Below are 19,194 nucleotides of genomic sequence, written 5' to 3' on the forward strand. Positions count from 1 at the left end.
AGGCTGGGTGTTTTCCTCCACGAGAAGAAACACCATGACCTCGGCCACCGAAAGTCAGTCCGCTCCTCCCGTTTCCAGCCCTTCGTCCGACATCGACGGCATTGACGACGCCAGCGATGCCAGCGATGCCGAAGAGGCCTGCGAAGCTGAGTTACGGGCCATTCGTAACCTGTTGAAGGTGCGGGTTCGCACCTCTACCCATCCCAGCCGCCTGATCAATCAGATTTGCCTGACCGACATGCGCTGCAGCGAGTCGGCGCAGACGCTGACACATCTGCTGGGGCGCTCGCCCAAAATCTTGAAGGTGATTCGCGCCGAGCTATACAAAGCGTTCAAGGAGGAACCGGATGATCTGATGTTTACCGTACCTGCGAAGGACGGTGAGCCCGAGAAAGTCGACAGCCTGACAAGTCGTGCATTGTCGTTGCTTTTTGAGCCCTGGACGGCTGCCAGTGTTTGTGCGTCAACCACGCTGACCATCAAAGGAAAGCCCGGCTCTCGATTGACATTGACACCGTTGGAAGCCCTTCAACGGGTGGTCGCGATGCGGCTTTATGAGCGATTAATCCACGCGGCCGCTAACTATTGGGACACCTTGGCATACGGTTCCTGGCGCACGCGCCGGGAGCGCTGGGTAGCGTTGCACGAGGAACTCTTCGCCGCCCGTGCCTTGATCGCGCGGCAACTGGATGAGCTGTCGAGTACCGGAATGGCCATGGTTCAGGCCGTGATTGATGCCCCTAGCGCGCCGGCGCGCCAGGTCGCGGGTGGTGATTGGGCCTATGTGCGAGTGGGCCAGTTACTCTGGCCGGGTACACCTGCGATGGTGATTCCAGGTGCCCTGCATATCTATCGCGAGGGTGACCCCAGTGGTGTGCCGCATATCATTTACCTGCCGGGTGTGGCCCGCAATCTCTACGAGTACCCTTCCTTCGTCGCGCTTCAGTGCGGTGTGCTGGAGCTGAGCAAGTCGCGGTTTGACGTGCTCTGGCAATGCTTGCCTTTAAATCGTCGCCACGTGTTATGCCGTCCTGCGGACTTGTCCGCGGCGTCCAGCGTTGTGCGTGGCCAGGAGATTCTGGAGGATGCGTTGGCGCTGGGGGCGCAGGAGTTGCTGATGCAGCAATGGAATAACGAATTGGCCTGCGTTTCGGTGATCTATCACCAGCACGTATTTGCCAAAGAGCGGCCGCAGCCACTTGATGCAGGTTCCTTTCTCAAGTACGTGGAGGGCAACAGGAAACGACTGGTCGGAGGGGCTCGGCTCGGCGAGCTGCGTGACGAATTGCTCGATTGGGACCACCAGCGACGGAGCACAGAAATTATCTTTGCCAGTATCGCGTCCGGTTTGGCGCTGCGCACCGCAGAGCAGCAGATCAAACGTTACGAAAAAGGCATGGTCGCGCTGCTGGATCCGGATGATCCAAGCGCCGAGACACCGGCGTATCAGGAGGTCGTCGCATGGGTGAGTCAACTCAAGGTTCACGCCCAAACCTTGAATGCATTGTCGCAGGGTGCCGGGCAACGCTTGCTTCACGTTGATTTTTGGTCTGAGCGCCCAGGTGGGGAGGGGACGCCCAGGCGGGTTGTGTCGTTTATGCACGCCCAAACCGAGGCCTTGCGCTGCGAAGTGCAGTTGCAACACAGGCTTAAGTTGCTGAGTACGGCGCATCGTGACTTGATGATTGAAGTGGTGGAGCAGCCTTTGCCCGCCCGGCGTCCGGACAGTCAAACCCAGGTGCTGTCGATTGCCATCGGCAGCGAGCTGGATGCCTTTTACTCGCTCCATAACATTTGGGTGGTTACGACCGCCGCGGCGGTGAGAGTCCCGCTTCGCCAGCTACCCGTGGTGCTGTACGCCTTCGGAGAGGAGGGCGGGGTGATGGCTTTTGCCGGGCTGGACGCCCTCACCCGAAGTGTCAAAGCCAGTCTCGTCAGTCGGGACGATTCCGTGCTGTGGAGCTGTGTCGCGCGCGATAAGCGCAACAACTTACGCACACATGCGGTGCGTGAAACCTTAGAGGTGCGCTACGTGCCCATCCCAGGTAAACCGGCATTGGCCTCCCTCAAAAAGCGCCTTGGGACCTGTGATCGCTTGTACAAAAGCACCGATCACATCACGCGTATTTTCAGTGAGGTCAAGGATGTCGACTTGAGCCGTGCGCTGCTGTTGACTGAGCTGGAACAACACCTGCAGGTTCCCTTCAATAGCGCCCTGAGCCGCGCGCAGGCGAATATTGAGTTGCTGCGCAACGTCGCACTTGAGGCGAAAAAACTGCCGGGATGGTTAGCGGGGGCCACGCGTGCGCAGCGCAGACACTTCAGGCGCTCGAAGAAGCTTTACATGAGCAGCACCTGGGCATTTTTAAGCCGGCTGGAACAACGTCTACCGGACTTGAACACCTATGCCCGTCAGGCGTTGACCGCCCGGTTGCGTGACGAGGGGATCTCCTTGGGGATGCAGATAGACGAGCCCTTTATGGCGATGTCCGGTGATATCCATGGCACGTATTGTGATCATAAAGAGGCTTGCCTCTTGAAAGATCCGCAAAAGATACTGCCCCCCTCGTCGTCGTGCAGAGCCTTCAGTCTATTGGAGCTGGCGCTGCACAACCTGGACCCGTTGGCACCTTGGACGCAATATAAGTTAAACCGTGCTTGCCCTCTGCGATGGACGTGGCCAGACAGTCTTTCGACTGGCCGTTTGAGGCAAATCGTATCTTCGCTGGATGTGGGCGGCCGGTACGACGCATTGATCAATAAGGTGTTTTATCCATCTGCTAATCCCAGCAACTCGCTCAGCAAAGGACGCATTCCCGAGTTATTGAATCGCGCGCTGCGTGGGGGTGTTGAGCATCATCTGTTTTCAGCGATTCAACACGGGCTGTCGGCGAACGCCCAAAGCGTATTCAGTACTGCAATGGCCGCACGGACACCGCAGGATCTGATGACGAACCCGCATGAGTTACACCTGCACGTGGTTCATTTGGTGGGACATACGATGCAGCATGATCGCTATGTCGCAGGGATAGTGGTCGTGCAAGACAAGCGTTCGCAGCTTTGCGTGGTCTATTGGCCCCAGGCCCCCCTCGCCATGGTGCTCACTGAGTACAGCAACCTTGAAAAGGCCGGGGCTGAATTGAACCGTCTGTGCGCATTGCCCGATAACGTTAAGACGCTGGCACGCCAGGTCGCACCCGGCTGGGCCTTTCAGGCAAAGCACCAGTCCCCGTTCGAACCAACGGCCTTCAACATACTTGATGTGCTTCCTGGCAGTTCCCTCGTGAGAGGGATTTGGCGGTTGACCCGCCTGCTGCGCGTCAAGCATCTGGAACCGTCGCTGTTACTTGATGAGATTGAAGAACAGGTGCTCGAGCAGATTGCCAGTGATCCAGGGGATTGGCTGGCGATTGTCGCCACGTCCAACTGCAATGCCCAGGCGTTGCTGTACCACGGCAAAGTGCACGAGTTGCAACGCCAGGCACAGGCCGCCAGTTACTCCAATAAAGCGCTGAAGGAATATCGAATCCGCCGCCTTCGCGACGATAGCTTGGCCAAAACACGGATGGTGTTAAGTATCTTCATTCCCGTACTCGGAGTGTCCAGTGACATCTATGAGTTGTACGTTGCAGCGCGCCGTTACAAGCGTTATGGCGATCCCAGTGATAAGCGCGTGTTGGCCGATACGATTAAATTTTTTATGGTCAATCTGGTAATGACGTTCTTACCCGGCCCCAAGAGGGCGGGTGTTGCGGGGGCTTCCGCTATACGGTCGGCGCTGCCCCCGGCTTTGGGGCGGATACGCCGCTGGCGGGTGGAACCGAGCGGTGGTCCCCGTTCGGCGTCATCCGTGAGGCAACTTCCGGCCCTGGAGCGTTTCAAGACTGCATCGGTGCCGGAGGGGGCTGTGGCGTTGAAGGGGCCGGGTCGGGAAGGTGTCTACGTCAAAAATGGAGGGCTATTTGTGGCGGATGACACACACCATTATCCGGTTTACAAACGGGGCAGTGAGCAAGGGTTTCGTCTGAAAAACCAGCAGTCGCCGGGTCAGGACGAATTGATTCTGGATATCCACCAGTCCAGGGAGTGGTTACTCGGCGCAGACGCGCCGCAACCGGTGGCGGGAACGAGTTCAAGCATGCCTGGCCCGTGGACAGCTCCGGTACCACCGTCGCCGGACTGGTCGCCGCCCTTAGTGCGCACGGCGACGGAAGACTGGATTAAGAAAACCGTCACGGCACCCTCTGATGGGCTGCAGTGGCGTATGCAAACTCCGAATGTTGACCAAATGATCGTGCTCGCGCCTGATGTGTATCACATTCCGATGGATTCCCGAGGTTTTGCCTGTAATGTACTGCGAGACGCCCCGGCTGGCGCGAGTTTGGCTGATCCGTCAAGTGCTTATTACAGGTTGCTCCCTCAAGGTAATCAAGCGCCTTTGGACGGCATTGTATTTATCATGAAGGATGAACCGTTGGTGTCATTGGCCAGCGTTGATCTCGAGCGTTGGACCAGCACCGCGCGGCTCGAACAGCCTATTGCGGCCTCACGCACTTCGACGAACGACTGGGTGTTCCATACACCTCTATTCAACAAGCCATTGGCGGAGTCTGTGGGGGATGCATTTCCTGACATGACCATCAAAAGCCGGGATTTCACTGTCGCAAGGCTGATTGAACGGGCGGATCCGAGCCGCTCTGCAACGGCGACTCATCTGCTCAACGTTCGTACGACGTTGGACGGTTGGTTACCACCACTGCCTGCCAGCCCCGGTCAAACGGATGACTTGCTGAGGATGTTGCGGTATTCCCATAGGAAGAAAGGCACGGTGTTCATCGGTTTCGACGGTAAAGCGCCCGGCTTTACTCGTGTCGACTTTCAGGCGATGGGGTTGGATCCTTCGTTGCGGCCCAGTCGCGCGGGGCGCTGGGTTGAGCGAAACGATGCGCAGTATGCGGCCGTCAGGCAGGTGCTGGAGCGGCAGGGTTTCAGTGTCAATGAGCTGCGCAAAAAGCGAGGTAGCCGGTTCACGCGCGATTTTATCGCGACGCATACGTCCTCCGATCAGAACCCGCTGTACTACGTGACAGTCCAGTGGGCCGAAAAAGGGGTTATCACGTTGCATGAAAGGTTGACGGATGGTTGGTTTAATCGAGCCATTAGCCGATCTCCAAATTTGAGCGCGCTTGCGCAAGTCAAAAGTGCCATGGAGGACGGGCGATTGATCCGGATCGCAGCAGGCATTCAATGGCCCGTCCGGGGTACGGTTCCTCCCAGTGTTTATTTCGTCAAAGTGAGTCCATTCTGACCTTCATCAACGACATCATGCCCGCACCGCCAAACAATCCCGCACTGACACGGTTGAACCAGCTTTGGCCTTTGCCGCTGCGCAGGTAGCGGGCGGCGCCATGGGCGCTCAAGCCATAGGCCAGTTTGCAAAACAGGTCGAGCCCTGTCCAGGTGGCGATCATTACCAGTAGTTGTGGCAGGAACGGCTGCTCGCCGTTGAGAAACTGGGGCAGGAAGGCGGCGAAAAACAGAATGTCCTTTGGGTTGCTGGCGCCGAGGACAAAGGCGCGGCCAAACATTGTGCGAAAGCGGGGCGTGGCAGCCGACTGCGGAACTTCGGCGCCATGGGCCGGTTGCCGCGATTGCTGCCAGCTCTGCCAGGCGAGATAAAACAGGTACAACGCGCCAACGATCTTCAAGGCGCTGAACAGTTGCTCGGAAGCCAGTAACAACGCACCCAAACCCAGCGCCGAGGCGCTGAGCAGGCATATCGAGGCAAACACCCCGCCAAGGAACGCTGGATACGAGCGGCGCAGCCCATAGTTGAGGCTGTTGCTGATCATCAGCAGGGACAGTGGCCCTGGTATGAGGATCACCACCAATGCTGCGCCGCTGAACAGTAGCCAGGTTTCAATCGTCATTTCATTCCTCCAGTAGTCAGCGGCAAGCCTGGAGCTGCAAGGTAAACGCTTGCTGCTGAAAACTGGCCGCTATTTCATAGAAATACAAATTTGGCGATAAAGATCGCGCACAGCACCCACAGGCTGACAGAAATCTCGCGGTACTTGCCGGTGCCGGCCTTGAGCGCCACATACGTGATAAAGCCCAAGGCGATACCGTCGGCGACCGAGAAGGTCAGCGGCATCATGATTGCGGTGACAATCGCCGGGATGCTGTCAGTGGCTTCATCCCAATTGATATGGGCCATGCTCGCCATCATCAGCATCGCCACATAAATCAGCGCACCCGCCGTGGCATACGCTGGAATCATGCCCGCCAGTGGTGCAAAAAACATCGCCGCCACAAACAGGATGCCCACGGTCACGGCGGTCAGCCCGGTACGCCCGCCAGCGGCAACGCCGGCAGCACTTTCCACGTAGCTGGTTACCGGTGGAACACCCACCATGGCTCCGAATACGCTGGAAGCACTGTCGGCTTTCAACGCACGGGACAGGTTATCGATCTTGCCATCGGCATTGACGAGGCCGGCCCGCTGCGCGACGCCCATCAGTGTACCGGCAGTGTCGAACATGTGTACAAAAAGAAATGCAAATACCACGCTTATCATGCTGACATTGAATACACCTTTTACGTCCATGGCCATCCAGGTCGGCGCTAGGCTCGGAGGTGTGGCAAGAATGCCATTGTAGTGCACCAGGCCCAGGCCCCCACCCGCCAGCGTCACAGCGATGATGCTGATCAGGATCGCGCCGAACACGCGGTGGTAGCTGAGGATCGCGATCAGCAGGAAGCACACAGCTGCCAGCAGTGGCGCGGGCTCGTGCAACGAACCGAGTTTGATCAAGGTCGCGGGACTGTCGACGATGATGCCCGCCGTCTTCAGGCCGATCACCCCGAGGAACAGGCCTACACCCGCGCCCATCGCATGGCGCAAGCTGACGGGGATGCTGTTGAGCAGCCATTCGCGCACGCGGGACAGGGTCAGGCCCATGAACAGAACGCCGGAAATAAACACTGCGCCCAGCGCAGTTTCCCAGGTGTAGCCCATGGTGCCGACCACGGTGTAGGTGAAAAACGCGTTCAAGCCCATGCCCGGCGCCAGGCCGACCGGCCAGTTGGCGTAGAGGCCCATTAACAGGCAGCCCAGCGCGGCGGCGATGCAGGTGGCGACGAATGCCGCGCCGTGATCGATGCCGGCGTCGGCCATGATGTTCGGGTTGACGAAAATGATGTAGGCCATGGTGATAAAGGTGGTGAGGCCGGCGATCAGCTCGGTCTTCACTGTGGTGCCATGCAAGCGCAGCTTAAACAGGCGTTCCAGCCAGCCGGTGCGGGTGGGTTGCAGGTCCAGGGGTGAGGCTTCGGATTTGCGGCTATCCACAGCGAGTACTCCTCAAGCATTTTATTGTTATGGTCAGCGCTTAGGCGCTGTGAGGTGCTGGCGGGTTTGTTGACCAATAGGTCAGGAACTCGCACGAGGCGAATTATGCTTTTGTATACAAATAAAGCAAATAATGTTTTCGATAAGCTGGGTAAAAGTGGATGAAAGGCTAGTTCACGGCACTCAGCGCCTGGTTCACCGCTAGCCATCCGGCCACGGCTTCAGCCCCCGCGTCACTGAAGGCGCGTTGCAACAACTTCACCTGTTCGCGGCGCAGTGATTGCTCAAAACGCAGGCCTTCTTCAGTGAGCTCCAGCAGGCGTTTGCGCTTGTCGGTTTCTGACGCGACGCTGTTGACAAGATGCATTTCCTGCAATTGGCGCAGGGGCATGTTCAGCGCCTGCTTGCTCACACCGAGCAATTCCAGCAGTTCCTTCACGCTCAAGGCGGGGTAGCGCGCGATAAAAAACACAATGCGCTGGTGCACGCGGCTCAGGCCTCGACGTTCGAGCATTTCGTCGGCTTTGGCGGTGAAGGCCTGGTAGCCGAAAAAGAACGCCTCCATGGCCTCTTGTTGGCGGGTCTGGTTTTTAAGGTCAAGCATGTTGACGTATCCACTGAAGTTGTCGTAATTTCGGTCAACCAGTTTGACGTATTTAACGCGATCTTCGCTACCGGTGACCCCATGGCCTTCTCTGAACGTGTTACGCGCCTTAAAAGCTCCCTGATCCGTGAAATCCTCGCGGCAGCCCAGCGCCCGGAAGTGATGTCGTTCGCCGGGGGGCTGCCGGCCGAGGCCATGCTGCCAGCATTGAACTGGGATGACATGCCGCTGAACATCGGCCAATACGGCATGAGCGAAGGCGAGCCACAATTGCGCGAGTTGCTCGCCGCCGAGGCCCGAGCCCTTGGCGTGCCGTGCCAGGCCAGCCAGGTGCTGGTGGTCAGCGGTTCCCAGCAAACCCTGGACCTGGCGGCGAAGCTGTATATCGACAAAGGCACGCAGATCCTGTTGGAAGGCCCGACCTACCTGGCTGCCTTGCAGATCTTCCAGCTGTTCGGCGCCGATTGCCTCACCGTGTCATTGGAAGCCGATGGCCCCGACCTGGCCGCTCTGCGGGTCAACCTTGAACGCCACCGTCCGGCGTTCATCTACCTGATCCCGACGTTCCAGAACCCGTCGGCCGTGCGCTACAGCGACGCCAAGCGCGCCGCCGTCGCCGCCTTGCTCGATGAGTTTGGCGTGACCCTGATCGAAGATGAGCCCTACCGCGAACTGACGTTCGACGGCGGCAGCGCCACACCGATTGTCGGACGCCTGAAAAAAGCCAGTTGGATCTACACCGGCACCGTGTCCAAGACCCTGTTGCCGGGCCTGCGCGTTGGCTACCTGATTGCCAGCCCGGACCTGTTCCCGCACCTGCTCAAGCTCAAGCAGTCGGCGGATTTGCACACCAACCGCGTCGGCCAGTGGCAAGCGATGCAGTGGATCGGCACGGAGAAATACCAGCATCACCTGGTGGAACTTCGCAGCTTTTACCGCGAGCGTCGCGATGCGTTTCAAGCCGCATTGGAACGTCACTTCGCCGATCTGGCCGACTGGCAAGTGCCCCAGGGTGGATTATTCTTCTGGCTGACCTTGAAACAGCCGCTCGACACCCGCACCTTGTTGGCTCAAGCGCTCGATCAGAACGTCGCGTTCATGCCCGGTGAGCCGTTCTTTTCCGAGCCGGACCAGCACCACGGTTCGCTGCGACTCAATTTCAGCCATATCGACCCGGGCCGCCTCGACGAAGGTCTCAAGTGCCTGGCCGCGGTGGTCCGTCAAGCACAGCACGCGCAAGCGGCATAAGGGGAGCCCCATGTACAAGGTTTATGGCGATTACAAGTCGGGCAACTGCTACAAGGTCAAATTGATGCTCGGCCTGCTGGGCATCCCGTATCAATGGATCGATGTCGATATCCTCAACGGCGATACCGAGACCCCCGAGTTCCTGGCCAAGAACCCCAACGGTAAGATCCCGGTGCTGGAACTGGAAGACGGCACCTGCCTGTGGGAGTCCAACGCGATTCTCAACTTCCTCGCCGATGGCAGTGAGTTCCTGCCCACCGAGCCGCGCCTGCGCACGCAAGTGCTGCAGTGGCAGTTCTTCGAGCAATACAGCCACGAGCCGTACATTGCAGTGGCGCGGTTTATCCAGTTTTACCTGGGACTTCCCGAGGATCGTCTGGAGGAATACAAAAAACTGCACAAAGGCGGCTACAAGGCACTCAAGGTGATGGAGCGCCAGCTGCAGTTGACGCCTTACTTGGTGGGCGACCAGTTCTCCATCGCCGATGTGGCGCTGTATGCCTACACCCATGTGGCGAATGAAGGTGGGTTTGACCTGGACGCTTATCCGGCCGTGCAGGCGTGGTTGAAGCGAGTGGCCAGTCATCCTAAGCATGTCGCCATGTTGAGCTGATTCACTCGGTCAAAATGTGGGAGCTGGCTTGCCTGCGATGCAGACGACACGGTCTGTCAGTTGCACTGCGGCGATACCATCGCAGGCAAGCCAGCTCCCACATTCAGCTCAATGGTGTGTCAGCGAGTTGTTCGTTCAGCAGATCAAAGCAGCGTTGCGCTGCGGGACTCAGCCCCATCCCGCTGCGACTGATCAACCCGATCTCCCGGTTCACGCCAGGATGATCGATATTGATGCGCTTCAACCCCTCCAGACTGTCCGCCGCCGACTCTGGCAGCACACTGATCCCCAGCCCTTGGCGCACCAGCGCCAACACGGTCGACATGTAGTTGGCCTCCATCCCGGCGTTCATCGTCAGTCGTGTCTCGTCGAACAGTGCATCCACGTGCTCGCGCACACTGCTGTCGCGGCCGGTGAGGATGATCGGCTGGTCCGCCAATTGTTCCAAGGTCAGTTGTTGATGGCGGGTGAGGGGATGATCCAGCGGTACAAACGCACACAAACGATCATTCAGCACCGGTACGAATTCCAGGCCGTGGCTGAGCCGTGCGCGCACGCCGATGCCGAAATCCACTTCGCCGGAACGTACTTGAGCGTGAATGCGATGGGCCACCAGGTCATGCAGGCGTACTTCGATCCCGGCAAAACGCTCGCGAAACAGGCGCAGAACCGGCGGCAGCGAACCGGCACAGACCGAGGGCAGGGCGGCGATGGTGACCACGCCTCGGCGTAAGGCGGCGAGGTCGCGGGAACCGGTGACGATGTTGTCCAGGTCCAGCAGCAGTTTTTCCATGGGCGCGCGCGCATCCAGGCCGGCGGCGGTGATACTGACGTGACGTGGGCTGCGGTCGAGCAGGGCGACGCCGAGCCAGTCTTCCAGCTGCTGCACTTGCACGGTCAGCGCAGAAGGCGATAGGTGCAGCTCATTGGCGGCCTTGGTGAAACTGCCGGTGCGGGCCACGGCAAGGAATGCCTGGATGTGTTGGATGCTGTTCTTCATTTTGTTTTTCCGAACACTCGCTAGTGAATATTCCAATTTACAAAGACTAACCCGCTTCCAATACTCCAGGGAAAACAATAACCGGCCACAAAGGCCGCTCTGGAGTAACCCATGCTCGCTACCCTGGGTGTCATCACCATCCTGTGCCTACTCGCTGCCGTCATGAGCAAACGCCTCTCGCCGCTGGTCGCCTTGATCGCTTTGCCGATCATCGCCGCGCTGCTCGGCGGGTTCGGCCTGCAAACCAGCGCCTTCATCATCACCGGTATCAAGAACGTCGCCCCCGTGGTGGGTATGTTTGTGTTCGCGATCCTGTTTTTCGGGATCATGACCGACGCCGGCATGCTTGATCCCATCATTGATCGCATCCTGCGCACGGTAGGGACGCGTCCTACACGAATTGTCGTGGGTACGGCGACCTTGGCGTTACTGGTGCACCTGGACGGCTCCGGCGCGGTGACCTTTCTGGTGACGGTGCCGGCGATGCTGCCGCTGTACACGCGGCTGGGCATTGATAAGCGCATCCTCGCGTGTGTCTGCGCGATGGCGGCAGGGGTCAACTTCTTACCGTGGACCGGCCCGGTGCTGCGCTCCTCCGCGGCGTTGCATGTGCCTGTGGCGGACCTGTTCCAGCCGCTGATCCCGGTGCAGATCGTTGGTCTGATCTTCGTATTCGCCTGCGCCTGGTGGCTGGGTCATCGCGAAGAAAAACGCCTGGGCCTCGGCGCCGGCTCGGTCGTCGATGCGATGCCGCAACGGGTGCTCAGTGACGACGACATCAAGCTGCGTCGCCCACGTCTGTTCTGGGTCAACTTGATCCTGACCGTGCTGGTGATGGTGGTGATGATTGCCGGCTGGGTCGACCCGGTGGTGATGTTTATGCTCGGCACCGTGATGGCTTTGTGCATCAACTACCCCAATGTGGACGCCCAGCGCGCCCGCATCGATGCCCACGCCAAGACCGCGCTGACCATGGCCAGTATCCTGCTCGCCGCCGGGGTGTTCACCGGGATCATGCAAGGCACCGGCATGCTCAAGGCGATTGCCGAAGTGGCGGTGGCGCAGATTCCGGCCGGCCACGGCAAGTTGATCCCGGCGGTGGTGGGCTTTATTTCCATGCCGTTGAGCATGCTGTTCGACCCCGACTCCTACTATTTCGGCGTAATGCCGGTGATCGCCGAAGTTGGTAAGGCCTTGGGCGTCGACCCGTTGCAAGTGGCCCAAGCCTCATTGCTCGGCGTGCACACCACCGGTTTCCCGGTCAGCCCGCTGACCCCCGCGACCTTCCTGTTGGTGGGCCTGTGCAAGATCGAATTGGCCGATCACCAGCGCTTCACCATTCCGTTTCTGTTCGCAGCGTCGGTGTTGATGACCCTGACGGCGTTGCTCCTGGGAGTAATTTGAGATGAAAACCTTGCGCATCGGTTCCGGCGCCGGCTATTCCGGCGACCGTATCGAACCTGCCGTTGAGCTGGCCGAGCGGGGCGACCTGGATTACCTGGTGTTCGAGTGCCTGGCTGAACGCACGATTGCCCTGGCGCAACAGGCGCGGATCAGTGATCCACAGGGTGGGTACGACCCCTTGCTGAGTGAGCGCATGCGCCGGGTGTTGCCTTTTGTTGGCCGGCCTGAAGGGCGCCGCCGCCTGCGGGTGATCACCAACATGGGCGCCGCCAATCCGGTATCCGCGGCTATTGAAGTGCGGCGGATTGCCGACGAGTTGGGCCTTGATCTTAAGGTGGTTGCGGTCGTCGGCGACGACGTGTTGAACGTGTTGCAGCCCGAGTTTCTGTTGGATAACGGCCAGACTGTCGGCTCATTGGGCGAACGGCTGATTTCCGCAAATGCCTACCTGGGCGTCGACGGTATTCTGGAGGCGTTGCGTGCCGAAGCAGATGTGGTGATCACCGGGCGCGTGGCTGACCCATCGCTGTTCCTGGCGCCGCAGATGTTTGAATTTGGCTGGGCGCCGGATGATTGGCTGCGTCTGGGGCGCGGCACGTTGGTGGGGCATTTGCTCGAATGCGCCGGGCAAGTCAGCGGTGGGTATTTTGCCGATCCCGGCTTCAAGGACGTGGATGACCTCGCGCGCCTGGGCTTCCCCTTGGCTGAGATCGATGCCGACGGCGACGCCTTGATCACCAAGGTTGCCGGCTCAGGTGGGCGGGTCAGCCGCGCCACCTGTACTGAGCAACTGATCTACGAAGTGCACGACCCGGCGGCGTACCTCACGCCGGATGTGACGGCCGATTTTTCCCAGGTGGGGTTTGTCGAAGAAAGCGTTGATCGCGTGCGCGCCAGCGGTGCCGACGGCCGCGCGCGGCCCGAACAATTGAAGGTCAGCGTCGGCTATCTGGATGGCTGGATCGGTGAAGGGCAGATGTCCTACGGCGGCCCTGGTGCTGTCGCACGGGCGCAGCTGGCGCGGGATGTAGTCCTCAAGCGTCTTGAGTTGATGGGCGTGAAGATGCAAGACGTGCGCGCGGAGCTGATCGGCATGGACTCGCTTCACGGCACACGCAGCACAGTCGAACCCTGGGAAGTGCGCCTGCGCGTGGCGGCCCGCTGTGAGGATCGCGGCGAAGCGGTGCGCGTTGGCAATGAAGTTGAAACCCTCTACACCAATGGCCCGTCCGGAGGCGGCGGCGCCAGCAAAAGCGTGCGCCAAGTGGTGGCCGTGGCGTCGTTGCTGCTGCCGCGCAATGCGGTCAACCCGAGGATCGAAGCATGAAGTTGTACACGCTGGCCCACTCCCGCACCGGGGATAAGGGTGATACGTCGAATATCTCGATCATTGCCTACCGTGCCGAGGATTATCCGCTGCTGCGCGAACAGCTCACGGCGGAGCGCGTGGCTGAGTTTTTCGCTGGCTTGCGCGAACCAGGTGCGGCACCTGTGCGGCGTTATGAGTTGCCCAATGTGCAGGCGCTGAATTTCGTGCTGCCGGGGATCCTGCGCGGTGGCGTCACCCGTTCGCTGGCGCTGGATGCGCATGGCAAGTGCCTGGGTTCCGCGCTGCTGGATCTGGTAATACGGCGTTAAGGCGGGCACAGGGCAAATGTGGGAGCTGGCCTGCGATGCAGTCGACGCGGTCTTTCAGTTGCACCGAGTTGAGGCCATCGCAGGCAAGCCAGCGCCCACATTTTGATTTTTTTAAGCCTCTCAGGCCGCTGCAAACCGCTTGTCCAGGTAATCAATGATCACCTTGGAGTCATACATCCAGGTGGTCTGGCCATTTTCTTCAATGCGCAGGCACGGCACTTTGATCTTGCCGCCTTGCTCCAGCAGGGTCTGGCGGTCCTGCTCGTTGTTCTTCGCATCCTTCAATGCCACCGGCACATTCAGACGATGCAGGGTGCGGCGGGTCTTCACGCAGAACGGGCAGGCATGGAATTGATAGAGCGTCAGCTCCTTGGCTGCCGCATTCACCAACGCCTGCTGTTCGGCAGGCCGCTGCTTTTTGCGCGGGCGGGTAAGAAAGTCGCCCGCGATGATGACGTGGCCGAGGCCCACTCGAAGTGCTTTGACGAACATGGCTAAAACCTCTTGCCCGATACAGAAGGGGCCGCAGCTTACCTCAATTTGGCAGGCGAAAAAAAACCGGCGATGAACGCCGGCTTTTTCGTATGCAGCCTGTTACTTGATCAGGCTGAGGAATTCGCTGCGGGTGGCCGCGTTTTCGCGGAACTCACCCAGCATCACCGAGGTGATCATCGACGAATTCTGCTTCTCGACACCGCGCATCATCATGCACATGTGCTTGGCTTCAATCACCACGGCCACACCCAGTGCGCCTGTCACTTGCATCACGGCATCGGCGATCTGGCGGCTGAGGTTCTCCTGGATCTGCAGGCGGCGTGCGTACATGTCGACGATCCGCGCAACCTTTGACAGGCCCAGCACTTTGCCGCTCGGGATATACGCCACGTGGGCCTTACCGATAAACGGCAGCAGGTGGTGTTCGCACAGCGAGTACAACTCGATGTCCTTGACCAGCACCATTTCGCTGTTGTCGGAGCTGAACAAGGCACCGTTGGTGACTTCTTCGAGCGTCTGCTCATAGCCGCGGCAAAGGTACTGCATCGCCTTGGCGGCACGTTTTGGCGTGTCGAGCAGGCCCTCGCGGGAAACGTCCTCGCCGAGTTGGCCGAGGATCGCGGTGTAATTCTGTTCCAATGTCACAGAGCGTTATTCCGTATGGGTTCTAGAGGGGTACGGGTTCTGTCTGTACCAATTTTGTACCAATCAGGCTTTGCTCAAGCCTCCCGACTTCGCTCCAGTCTTCACTGGAATTGATCCACCGGGCGTAAGTCGTCAGCAGCATTTGCACGCTGTGACCGAGCTGATTAGCGATGAACCCAAGGTTCATGCCTGCCATTAAGCACATGGTAGCGTAAGTGTGGCGGCAGTTGTATTGCCGTCTGGCCCTGATCTTCAACGCGACCAGCGCCGCCTTGAAGTGCTTGTCGGTCACGCTGGCCTGCTGAATGAATTCGAAGTTCTTGGTCGGCGGGAAAACGTACGGCGATTGTTTATGCTGGCGCCGGCTCTGTTTCGCCCTCAACTCGGCCACCCCCTTGGCCGCCTCAATGGCATTTAATGCCCTGCTGTTCAGCATGACTCGCCGCGTCTCGCGTGTTTTCGTGCGCTCCTCAATCTTGTAGTCCGCCACGATTCTGCACACGTTGGCGACACGCCCCTCTGTATCCACCTCATCCCAGCGCAACGCCGCTATCTCCCGAGGCCGCATGCCGGTGTAAAACGCGAACTCAAAGTAGGCCGCGTACACCCGCATTGAGCCGGTCAGCACCTCGTACAGGTGCCCTATGATCAAATCCGTCTCCGCTACTGTGAAAGGGTCAACCGGTTTCTTCGCCTTCACCGGCAGTTCAATTGAGCCGACCGGATTCCTGGTGATCAGCTCATCGTTCACTGCGCATTCGAACATCGTGTGCAGGCGCTGGATTGCCGAGCGCTTTACCGTCGACGACTTCCACGGCGTCTCTCCGGCTATTTTCCGGAGCATTGCCGATGTGATCTGATCGATAGGAAGCAGCGCAAGATGCGGCATCCAGTAAAGGTTGAGGGATATCCGGTAGTTTTTGCGGGTGCCCCCTACCACTTCGCGGCTGCCCAGCCAGGTCTGGGCGTACTCTCCAAATAGTGGAGTCGCGGAGTAGGTGGAGTATGTCGAGTTTGGGAAAAGCTCGGCGTAACGCTTGTCGTCCATTACGCCGTGCTTGATCAGGCTTATTACTGTAGCGCGTAGATCTGCGGCCGCTTTAATGCCTTTTGGCGTTTGGGAATAGGCGAGGGTCTCGCAGCGCCTGAACTTCCAGGTGAAGCGAATGCGGACTGATTGACCGGCGAATTCAACTCCGGCGGGCAATCCCAAAGGCTTTCTAGCCATGCCTCATATCTCCTGATGCTGTAGTAAATCTGACCATCGATTTCGTTCCACACCCCTTTCGGGATGATGTTGCGCTGGCGCTTGCCCTGAAGTGCGCGGCGCGTTGTGCCGACCATCTCCGCGAAGTTCTTCTCCGCGACCTTGTCGGACAGGTACTCGACGGGTATCTGCTCTGCTGCTGCCATAACTACCTCCCGCCGACCGCAGTGGGCCGCGCTGTCTTGATGATGTGGACGGCCAGCCCGAAGCTGACCAGGAGCCAGCCGCAGGTGCCGGCGAATGCGCCGAGCAGCGCCTCGGTAGCTCCTGTGCTGAGCAGCTCAGGCACGAGCCAGGCGAACCAGCCGAGTGTTCCAACCAGGTACAGCAAAGCGCCCAGCAGGATCAGGGTGAGTTTCGTTGCGAACATGGGGTGTCCTTGCCGCGCTGGGCGGCAGAAGGTGGGTTAGGTGGTGGCTTTCTTGATTGCGGCCCTTGCATCGAACATGGCGTAGTACAGGCGGTGGAAGATCGCGCAGCTCGGATCTTCGTGATCGTCGCCGCCGTGCTCGAAGATGCCGTCGATGGAGCCGCTGTAGTTGCTGGCGATCTGCTCGCATTCGCCCGCCACCTGGGTGAGCGCTGTCAGTGCTTTCAGCAGTTGCTCGCTGCTGGCGCGTTCCTCCCGGCCGATATCCCAGAAGCGCTGGCCCCAGTGCCCGGCCGGTGGCGGGTTGGAGTTTTGCGCGCCAGTGGCCAGGGCACCGACAACGCAGTCCAGCAGGTCACGCTTGTAGGTGTTGTCGCCGTCGATGCTCAGGCCGTTACGGCGAAGCGCGTCGAGGGCGTTGTTCAGGTTCGACTCGGGCGAAGGCAGCACCAGGTCAAAGTCTTTCTTGCCTGGGCGGCAGGCCACCACCAGCAGTTCGCAATCGAGCGGCAGGTGCTGCGCCATATCCGAGATCGCTTCGATAGCGCCTTCGCGGAATGCATTCTTTTCTTCGGACATAGAAATACCTCGCCCGCCGCTCACCGGCAGGCATGTAGGGGGATTGGGGTTTGGTCTGTGTTGAATTACTATCTTCGGACAACAATTGATGGAAGGAGCCGGCCTATGGACTTGAATGAATCGCTAAAAAGTGCACGTCGTAGTGCCGCTGTGATTTCTCACCGCACAGGCGCTTTTGTACGTGTAGAAATGAAGTGGTTTTTTGCTTGTGCTATAGGCTCCTATCTTGGCCCCATTGTGTTTTATCTCTTTTCGGCTGATCCGGAGACCGCGACCTTTGGTGATTTTCTCAGGGTGGTTCAGTCATCTTCGGGAATAACATCTGCCCTAGTTTCTGCGACTTTATTTGTAGCGTTGAGAGCGCGCCTGTTAACAAGCACAAGCCGTGCTTGAGTAGGTGCGCGCTTGATGCGCATGGCCTGGGCCTTCAGTAGATGAACACGTAGGCGAACCAGAGGGTGGTGATCATGGCGTCACCTCGCGGCGTGCCCACCAGCAGACCGGACCGTCGTCGATGTCGTGAATGGCCAGGCAGAACCAGCCCCCGCCATCAGGCCGATCCGGCTCCCAGTAGCTGCAGTCCGGGTCGCCGGCTTCGAAATAGCGCTCAGATACCGCTTCGTCGCTGTGGTATTCGAGGCTCACCATCTTCACGTGCAAGCGCTGTGCGGCTACCCAGGCCTTGCACTTATCACCGTCGCCCTCGTCGAAGTCGGGCATATCGGGATGAGCAAACATCCCGTATTCATCGCGCACGACCGAGGCTGGCTGGATCAATTTGATTTCTTCAGGCATGACTTCGTCCTTGGCCGTTTTGATGGCCGGTTTATGCTTAAATTGGTGGATATGAAATGGATAGTTTTTCAGGGAGGAGCGCATATGTTTGCTGTCGGTGTGTCACTACTTGCGGTCGGCTTGGGGACATCTAACCCTGGCTTTTGGATACCCGGCATCGCCTTTATGGCTATCGGGCTCGCCCAACGAGCCAAGCGCTGATCTTCCTAGGCTTGCGCTACAGCCGCTTGAACCCGACCACCCAGACCCACGGGGTGGCGTCCCAGTTGCCGCCGACGGATTGCCACAGATCGCGGAACGCGGGCACCGGGTACTTGTGGCAGGCACCGCCTTCGTCGCTCGCGCACCATTCGCGCAGTGGACCTCGGTGAACGCCCGCGGCGGCCGCCTGGTCCTGAGGGATGTCCTGCAACCGCTCGACGCGCACGTCGGTGACCTCTAGCAGGATGCGGGAGGCCCAGCGCGGCATATGGATCGATGGCTTCCATCGGCACCCAGGGCTGTCACGGTCGTCGTACCAGAGTTCCGGCTCTACATCCGTGGCCTTGTAGTGCGGCTGGTCCCACTTATCGTCCTCGTAGCGCTGGGTAGGCCTGCCGTCTTTGTGCGGAGGCGAGTACGGGTCATCTGCCCAGCGGTTCGACTCAATGCTGAAAGTCTCGCGCACCCAGAGCCGGTCGCCGGGTTTGCCGTAGGGGCAAATATCAGCATTGCCGGGCAGTGCCAAAAAGGCGGGTTCAAACCCAGCAGCCAAGCAATCAAGCGCTGCGCGTTTCTTCACTTCGCGCCGAGTGACCGTCTTCCGGCCTTCCAGGATGGCGCGCATCCGCCCGCTCATACGCTGCGGTCAGGCGCCGTTGCAGTTCCTTCTCCCGACGTTCCGAGGCTACGCAGCGTTCGGCCGCGTCTAGAAACAGGCGAGTGGCGTTGTCGAAGTCTTCGGCCATGACTACCGTTGGCTGGAAAGCCGCCTTGCATTCACCCTCAACACCGGGCAGGAAGCCTTTCAACTTCCAGCGCTTCACTTCGCTCATACAGCCTCCCTCGTTACCAGATCATGGGCATTCACAACCGTCATGCCGAGGCGTTCGGCGATTAGGACTTCCAGCTTGGCGCCTTGCGACTTCTCCCAGTCCGGCAGCAGGGCGATCAAGGACTGATCGCACTTAGGGCGTGCCAGGCTTA

At 59.3% G+C, this 19,194-nt stretch carries 21 protein-coding genes; 7 read left to right on the plus strand and 14 right to left on the minus strand.

All coding sequences use genetic code 11. The annotated features are described in order from the left end of the window. Positions 1 to 34: 34 nt before the first annotated feature. On the plus strand, positions 35 to 5,308 hold the full coding sequence (locus AACY30_RS04350) for a dermonecrotic toxin domain-containing protein (RefSeq protein ID WP_339539835.1): 5,274 nt from the start codon (positions 35 to 37) through the stop codon (positions 5,306 to 5,308). Here AACY30_RS04350 and AACY30_RS04355 read toward each other — a convergent pair. From AACY30_RS04355 to AACY30_RS04365, 3 genes are all read right to left on the minus strand, one after another. Further along, a complete protein-coding gene (locus tag AACY30_RS04355) occupies positions 5,289 to 5,930 on the minus strand; it encodes a LysE family translocator (RefSeq protein WP_339468223.1) in 642 nt (213 codons plus the stop codon). The two genes, AACY30_RS04350 and AACY30_RS04355, sit on opposite strands and share 20 nt — an antisense overlap. A 74-nt stretch (positions 5,931 to 6,004) precedes the next feature. Further along, the gene (locus AACY30_RS04360; RefSeq protein ID WP_339539837.1) at positions 6,005 to 7,351 is read right to left on the minus strand and encodes an NCS2 family permease; all 1,347 of its coding nucleotides are present in this window, start codon (positions 7,349 to 7,351) and stop codon (positions 6,005 to 6,007) included. 169 nt (positions 7,352 to 7,520) lie between these two features. Then, positions 7,521 to 7,955, minus strand: a complete 435-nt coding sequence (locus AACY30_RS04365; RefSeq protein ID WP_314561394.1) for a MarR family winged helix-turn-helix transcriptional regulator — start codon at positions 7,953 to 7,955, stop codon at positions 7,521 to 7,523. An 81-nt stretch (positions 7,956 to 8,036) separates the two neighbouring features. Here AACY30_RS04365 and AACY30_RS04370 point away from each other — a divergent pair, with 81 nt between their 5' ends. Both AACY30_RS04370 and AACY30_RS04375 read left to right on the plus strand, forming a co-directional pair. Next, positions 8,037 to 9,203 (plus strand): aminotransferase-like domain-containing protein, encoded by a 1,167-nt coding sequence (locus tag AACY30_RS04370; protein ID WP_339468225.1) that lies wholly within the window; start codon positions 8,037 to 8,039, stop codon positions 9,201 to 9,203. Positions 9,204 to 9,213: 10 nt separating this feature from the next. After that, the gene (locus AACY30_RS04375) at positions 9,214 to 9,816 is read left to right on the plus strand and encodes a glutathione S-transferase family protein (RefSeq protein ID WP_339468227.1); all 603 of its coding nucleotides are present in this window, start codon (positions 9,214 to 9,216) and stop codon (positions 9,814 to 9,816) included. Between the two features lie 103 nt (positions 9,817 to 9,919). Here AACY30_RS04375 and AACY30_RS04380 read toward each other — a convergent pair whose 3' ends face one another. Further along, the gene (locus AACY30_RS04380; RefSeq protein ID WP_339468229.1) at positions 9,920 to 10,816 is read right to left on the minus strand and encodes a LysR family transcriptional regulator; all 897 of its coding nucleotides are present in this window, start codon (positions 10,814 to 10,816) and stop codon (positions 9,920 to 9,922) included. Between the two features lie 111 nt (positions 10,817 to 10,927). Here AACY30_RS04380 and AACY30_RS04385 point away from each other — a divergent pair, with 111 nt between their 5' ends. The 3 genes from AACY30_RS04385 to AACY30_RS04395 are packed head-to-tail and all read left to right on the plus strand — an operon-like array spanning position 10,928 to position 13,858. Further along, positions 10,928 to 12,220: a CitMHS family transporter gene (locus tag AACY30_RS04385; protein ID WP_339468231.1), complete on the plus strand. Its 1,293-nt coding sequence runs from the start codon at positions 10,928 to 10,930 to the stop codon at positions 12,218 to 12,220. A 1-nt stretch (position 12,221) separates the two neighbouring features. Next, positions 12,222 to 13,547 carry an acyclic terpene utilization AtuA family protein gene (locus tag AACY30_RS04390; RefSeq protein ID WP_339468234.1) on the plus strand — a complete coding sequence of 442 codons (1,326 nt, stop codon included), beginning with the start codon at positions 12,222 to 12,224 and terminating at the stop codon, positions 13,545 to 13,547. Next, entirely contained in the window at positions 13,544 to 13,858 is a 315-nt protein-coding gene (locus tag AACY30_RS04395) for an AtuA-related protein (protein ID WP_339468237.1), read from the plus strand. The genes AACY30_RS04390 and AACY30_RS04395 overlap by 4 nt, the downstream gene beginning before the upstream one ends. A 120-nt stretch (positions 13,859 to 13,978) precedes the next feature. On the opposite strand, the gene AACY30_RS04400 is transcribed toward AACY30_RS04395, so the two are convergent. The 6 genes from AACY30_RS04400 to AACY30_RS04425 all read right to left on the minus strand — a co-directional run bounded on the left by AACY30_RS04400 (position 13,979) and on the right by AACY30_RS04425 (position 17,214). Next, positions 13,979 to 14,350, minus strand: a complete 372-nt coding sequence (locus AACY30_RS04400) for a glutathione S-transferase N-terminal domain-containing protein (protein WP_339468238.1) — start codon at positions 14,348 to 14,350, stop codon at positions 13,979 to 13,981. A gap of 102 nt (positions 14,351 to 14,452) precedes the next feature. Then, entirely contained in the window at positions 14,453 to 14,998 is a 546-nt protein-coding gene (gene folE / locus AACY30_RS04405) for a GTP cyclohydrolase I FolE (protein ID WP_019826593.1), read from the minus strand. Positions 14,999 to 15,020: 22 nt separating this feature from the next. Next, positions 15,021 to 16,166 carry a tyrosine-type recombinase/integrase gene (locus tag AACY30_RS04410; RefSeq protein ID WP_339539911.1) on the minus strand — a complete coding sequence of 382 codons (1,146 nt, stop codon included), beginning with the start codon at positions 16,164 to 16,166 and terminating at the stop codon, positions 15,021 to 15,023. Further along, entirely contained in the window at positions 16,070 to 16,411 is a 342-nt protein-coding gene (locus AACY30_RS04415) for a hypothetical protein (RefSeq protein ID WP_339539838.1), read from the minus strand. Before AACY30_RS04415 ends, AACY30_RS04410 begins: the two co-directional genes overlap by 97 nt. Positions 16,412 to 16,413: 2 nt before the next feature. Continuing rightward, a complete protein-coding gene (locus AACY30_RS04420; RefSeq protein WP_339468240.1) occupies positions 16,414 to 16,635 on the minus strand; it encodes a hypothetical protein in 222 nt (73 codons plus the stop codon). Between the two features lie 36 nt (positions 16,636 to 16,671). Further along, entirely contained in the window at positions 16,672 to 17,214 is a 543-nt protein-coding gene (locus AACY30_RS04425; protein WP_339468241.1) for a hypothetical protein, read from the minus strand. A gap of 105 nt (positions 17,215 to 17,319) precedes the next feature. On the opposite strand from AACY30_RS04425, the gene AACY30_RS04430 reads away from it, so the two are divergent. Next, entirely contained in the window at positions 17,320 to 17,607 is a 288-nt protein-coding gene (locus AACY30_RS04430) for a hypothetical protein (protein ID WP_339468242.1), read from the plus strand. Between the two features lie 72 nt (positions 17,608 to 17,679). Here AACY30_RS04430 and AACY30_RS04435 read toward each other — a convergent pair whose 3' ends face one another. From AACY30_RS04435 to AACY30_RS04450, 4 genes are all read right to left on the minus strand, one after another. After that, positions 17,680 to 18,009 (minus strand): hypothetical protein, encoded by a 330-nt coding sequence (locus AACY30_RS04435; RefSeq protein WP_339539841.1) that lies wholly within the window; start codon positions 18,007 to 18,009, stop codon positions 17,680 to 17,682. A 217-nt stretch (positions 18,010 to 18,226) separates the two neighbouring features. Further along, positions 18,227 to 18,835: a hypothetical protein gene (locus AACY30_RS04440; protein ID WP_339539844.1), complete on the minus strand. Its 609-nt coding sequence runs from the start codon at positions 18,833 to 18,835 to the stop codon at positions 18,227 to 18,229. After that, positions 18,768 to 19,043 (minus strand): hypothetical protein, encoded by a 276-nt coding sequence (locus tag AACY30_RS04445; RefSeq protein ID WP_339539847.1) that lies wholly within the window; start codon positions 19,041 to 19,043, stop codon positions 18,768 to 18,770. Before AACY30_RS04445 ends, AACY30_RS04440 begins: the two co-directional genes overlap by 68 nt. After that, positions 19,040 to 19,162 carry a DUF4406 domain-containing protein gene (locus AACY30_RS04450; RefSeq protein WP_339468246.1) on the minus strand — a complete coding sequence of 41 codons (123 nt, stop codon included), beginning with the start codon at positions 19,160 to 19,162 and terminating at the stop codon, positions 19,040 to 19,042. The genes AACY30_RS04445 and AACY30_RS04450 overlap by 4 nt, the downstream gene beginning before the upstream one ends. Positions 19,163 to 19,194: the final 32 nt, after the last annotated feature.

Source organism: Pseudomonas sp. RA_5y_Pfl1_P24 (genome assembly GCF_963970945.1).
In the GTDB taxonomy this organism is placed as follows: domain Bacteria; phylum Pseudomonadota; class Gammaproteobacteria; order Pseudomonadales; family Pseudomonadaceae; genus Aquipseudomonas; species Aquipseudomonas tritici.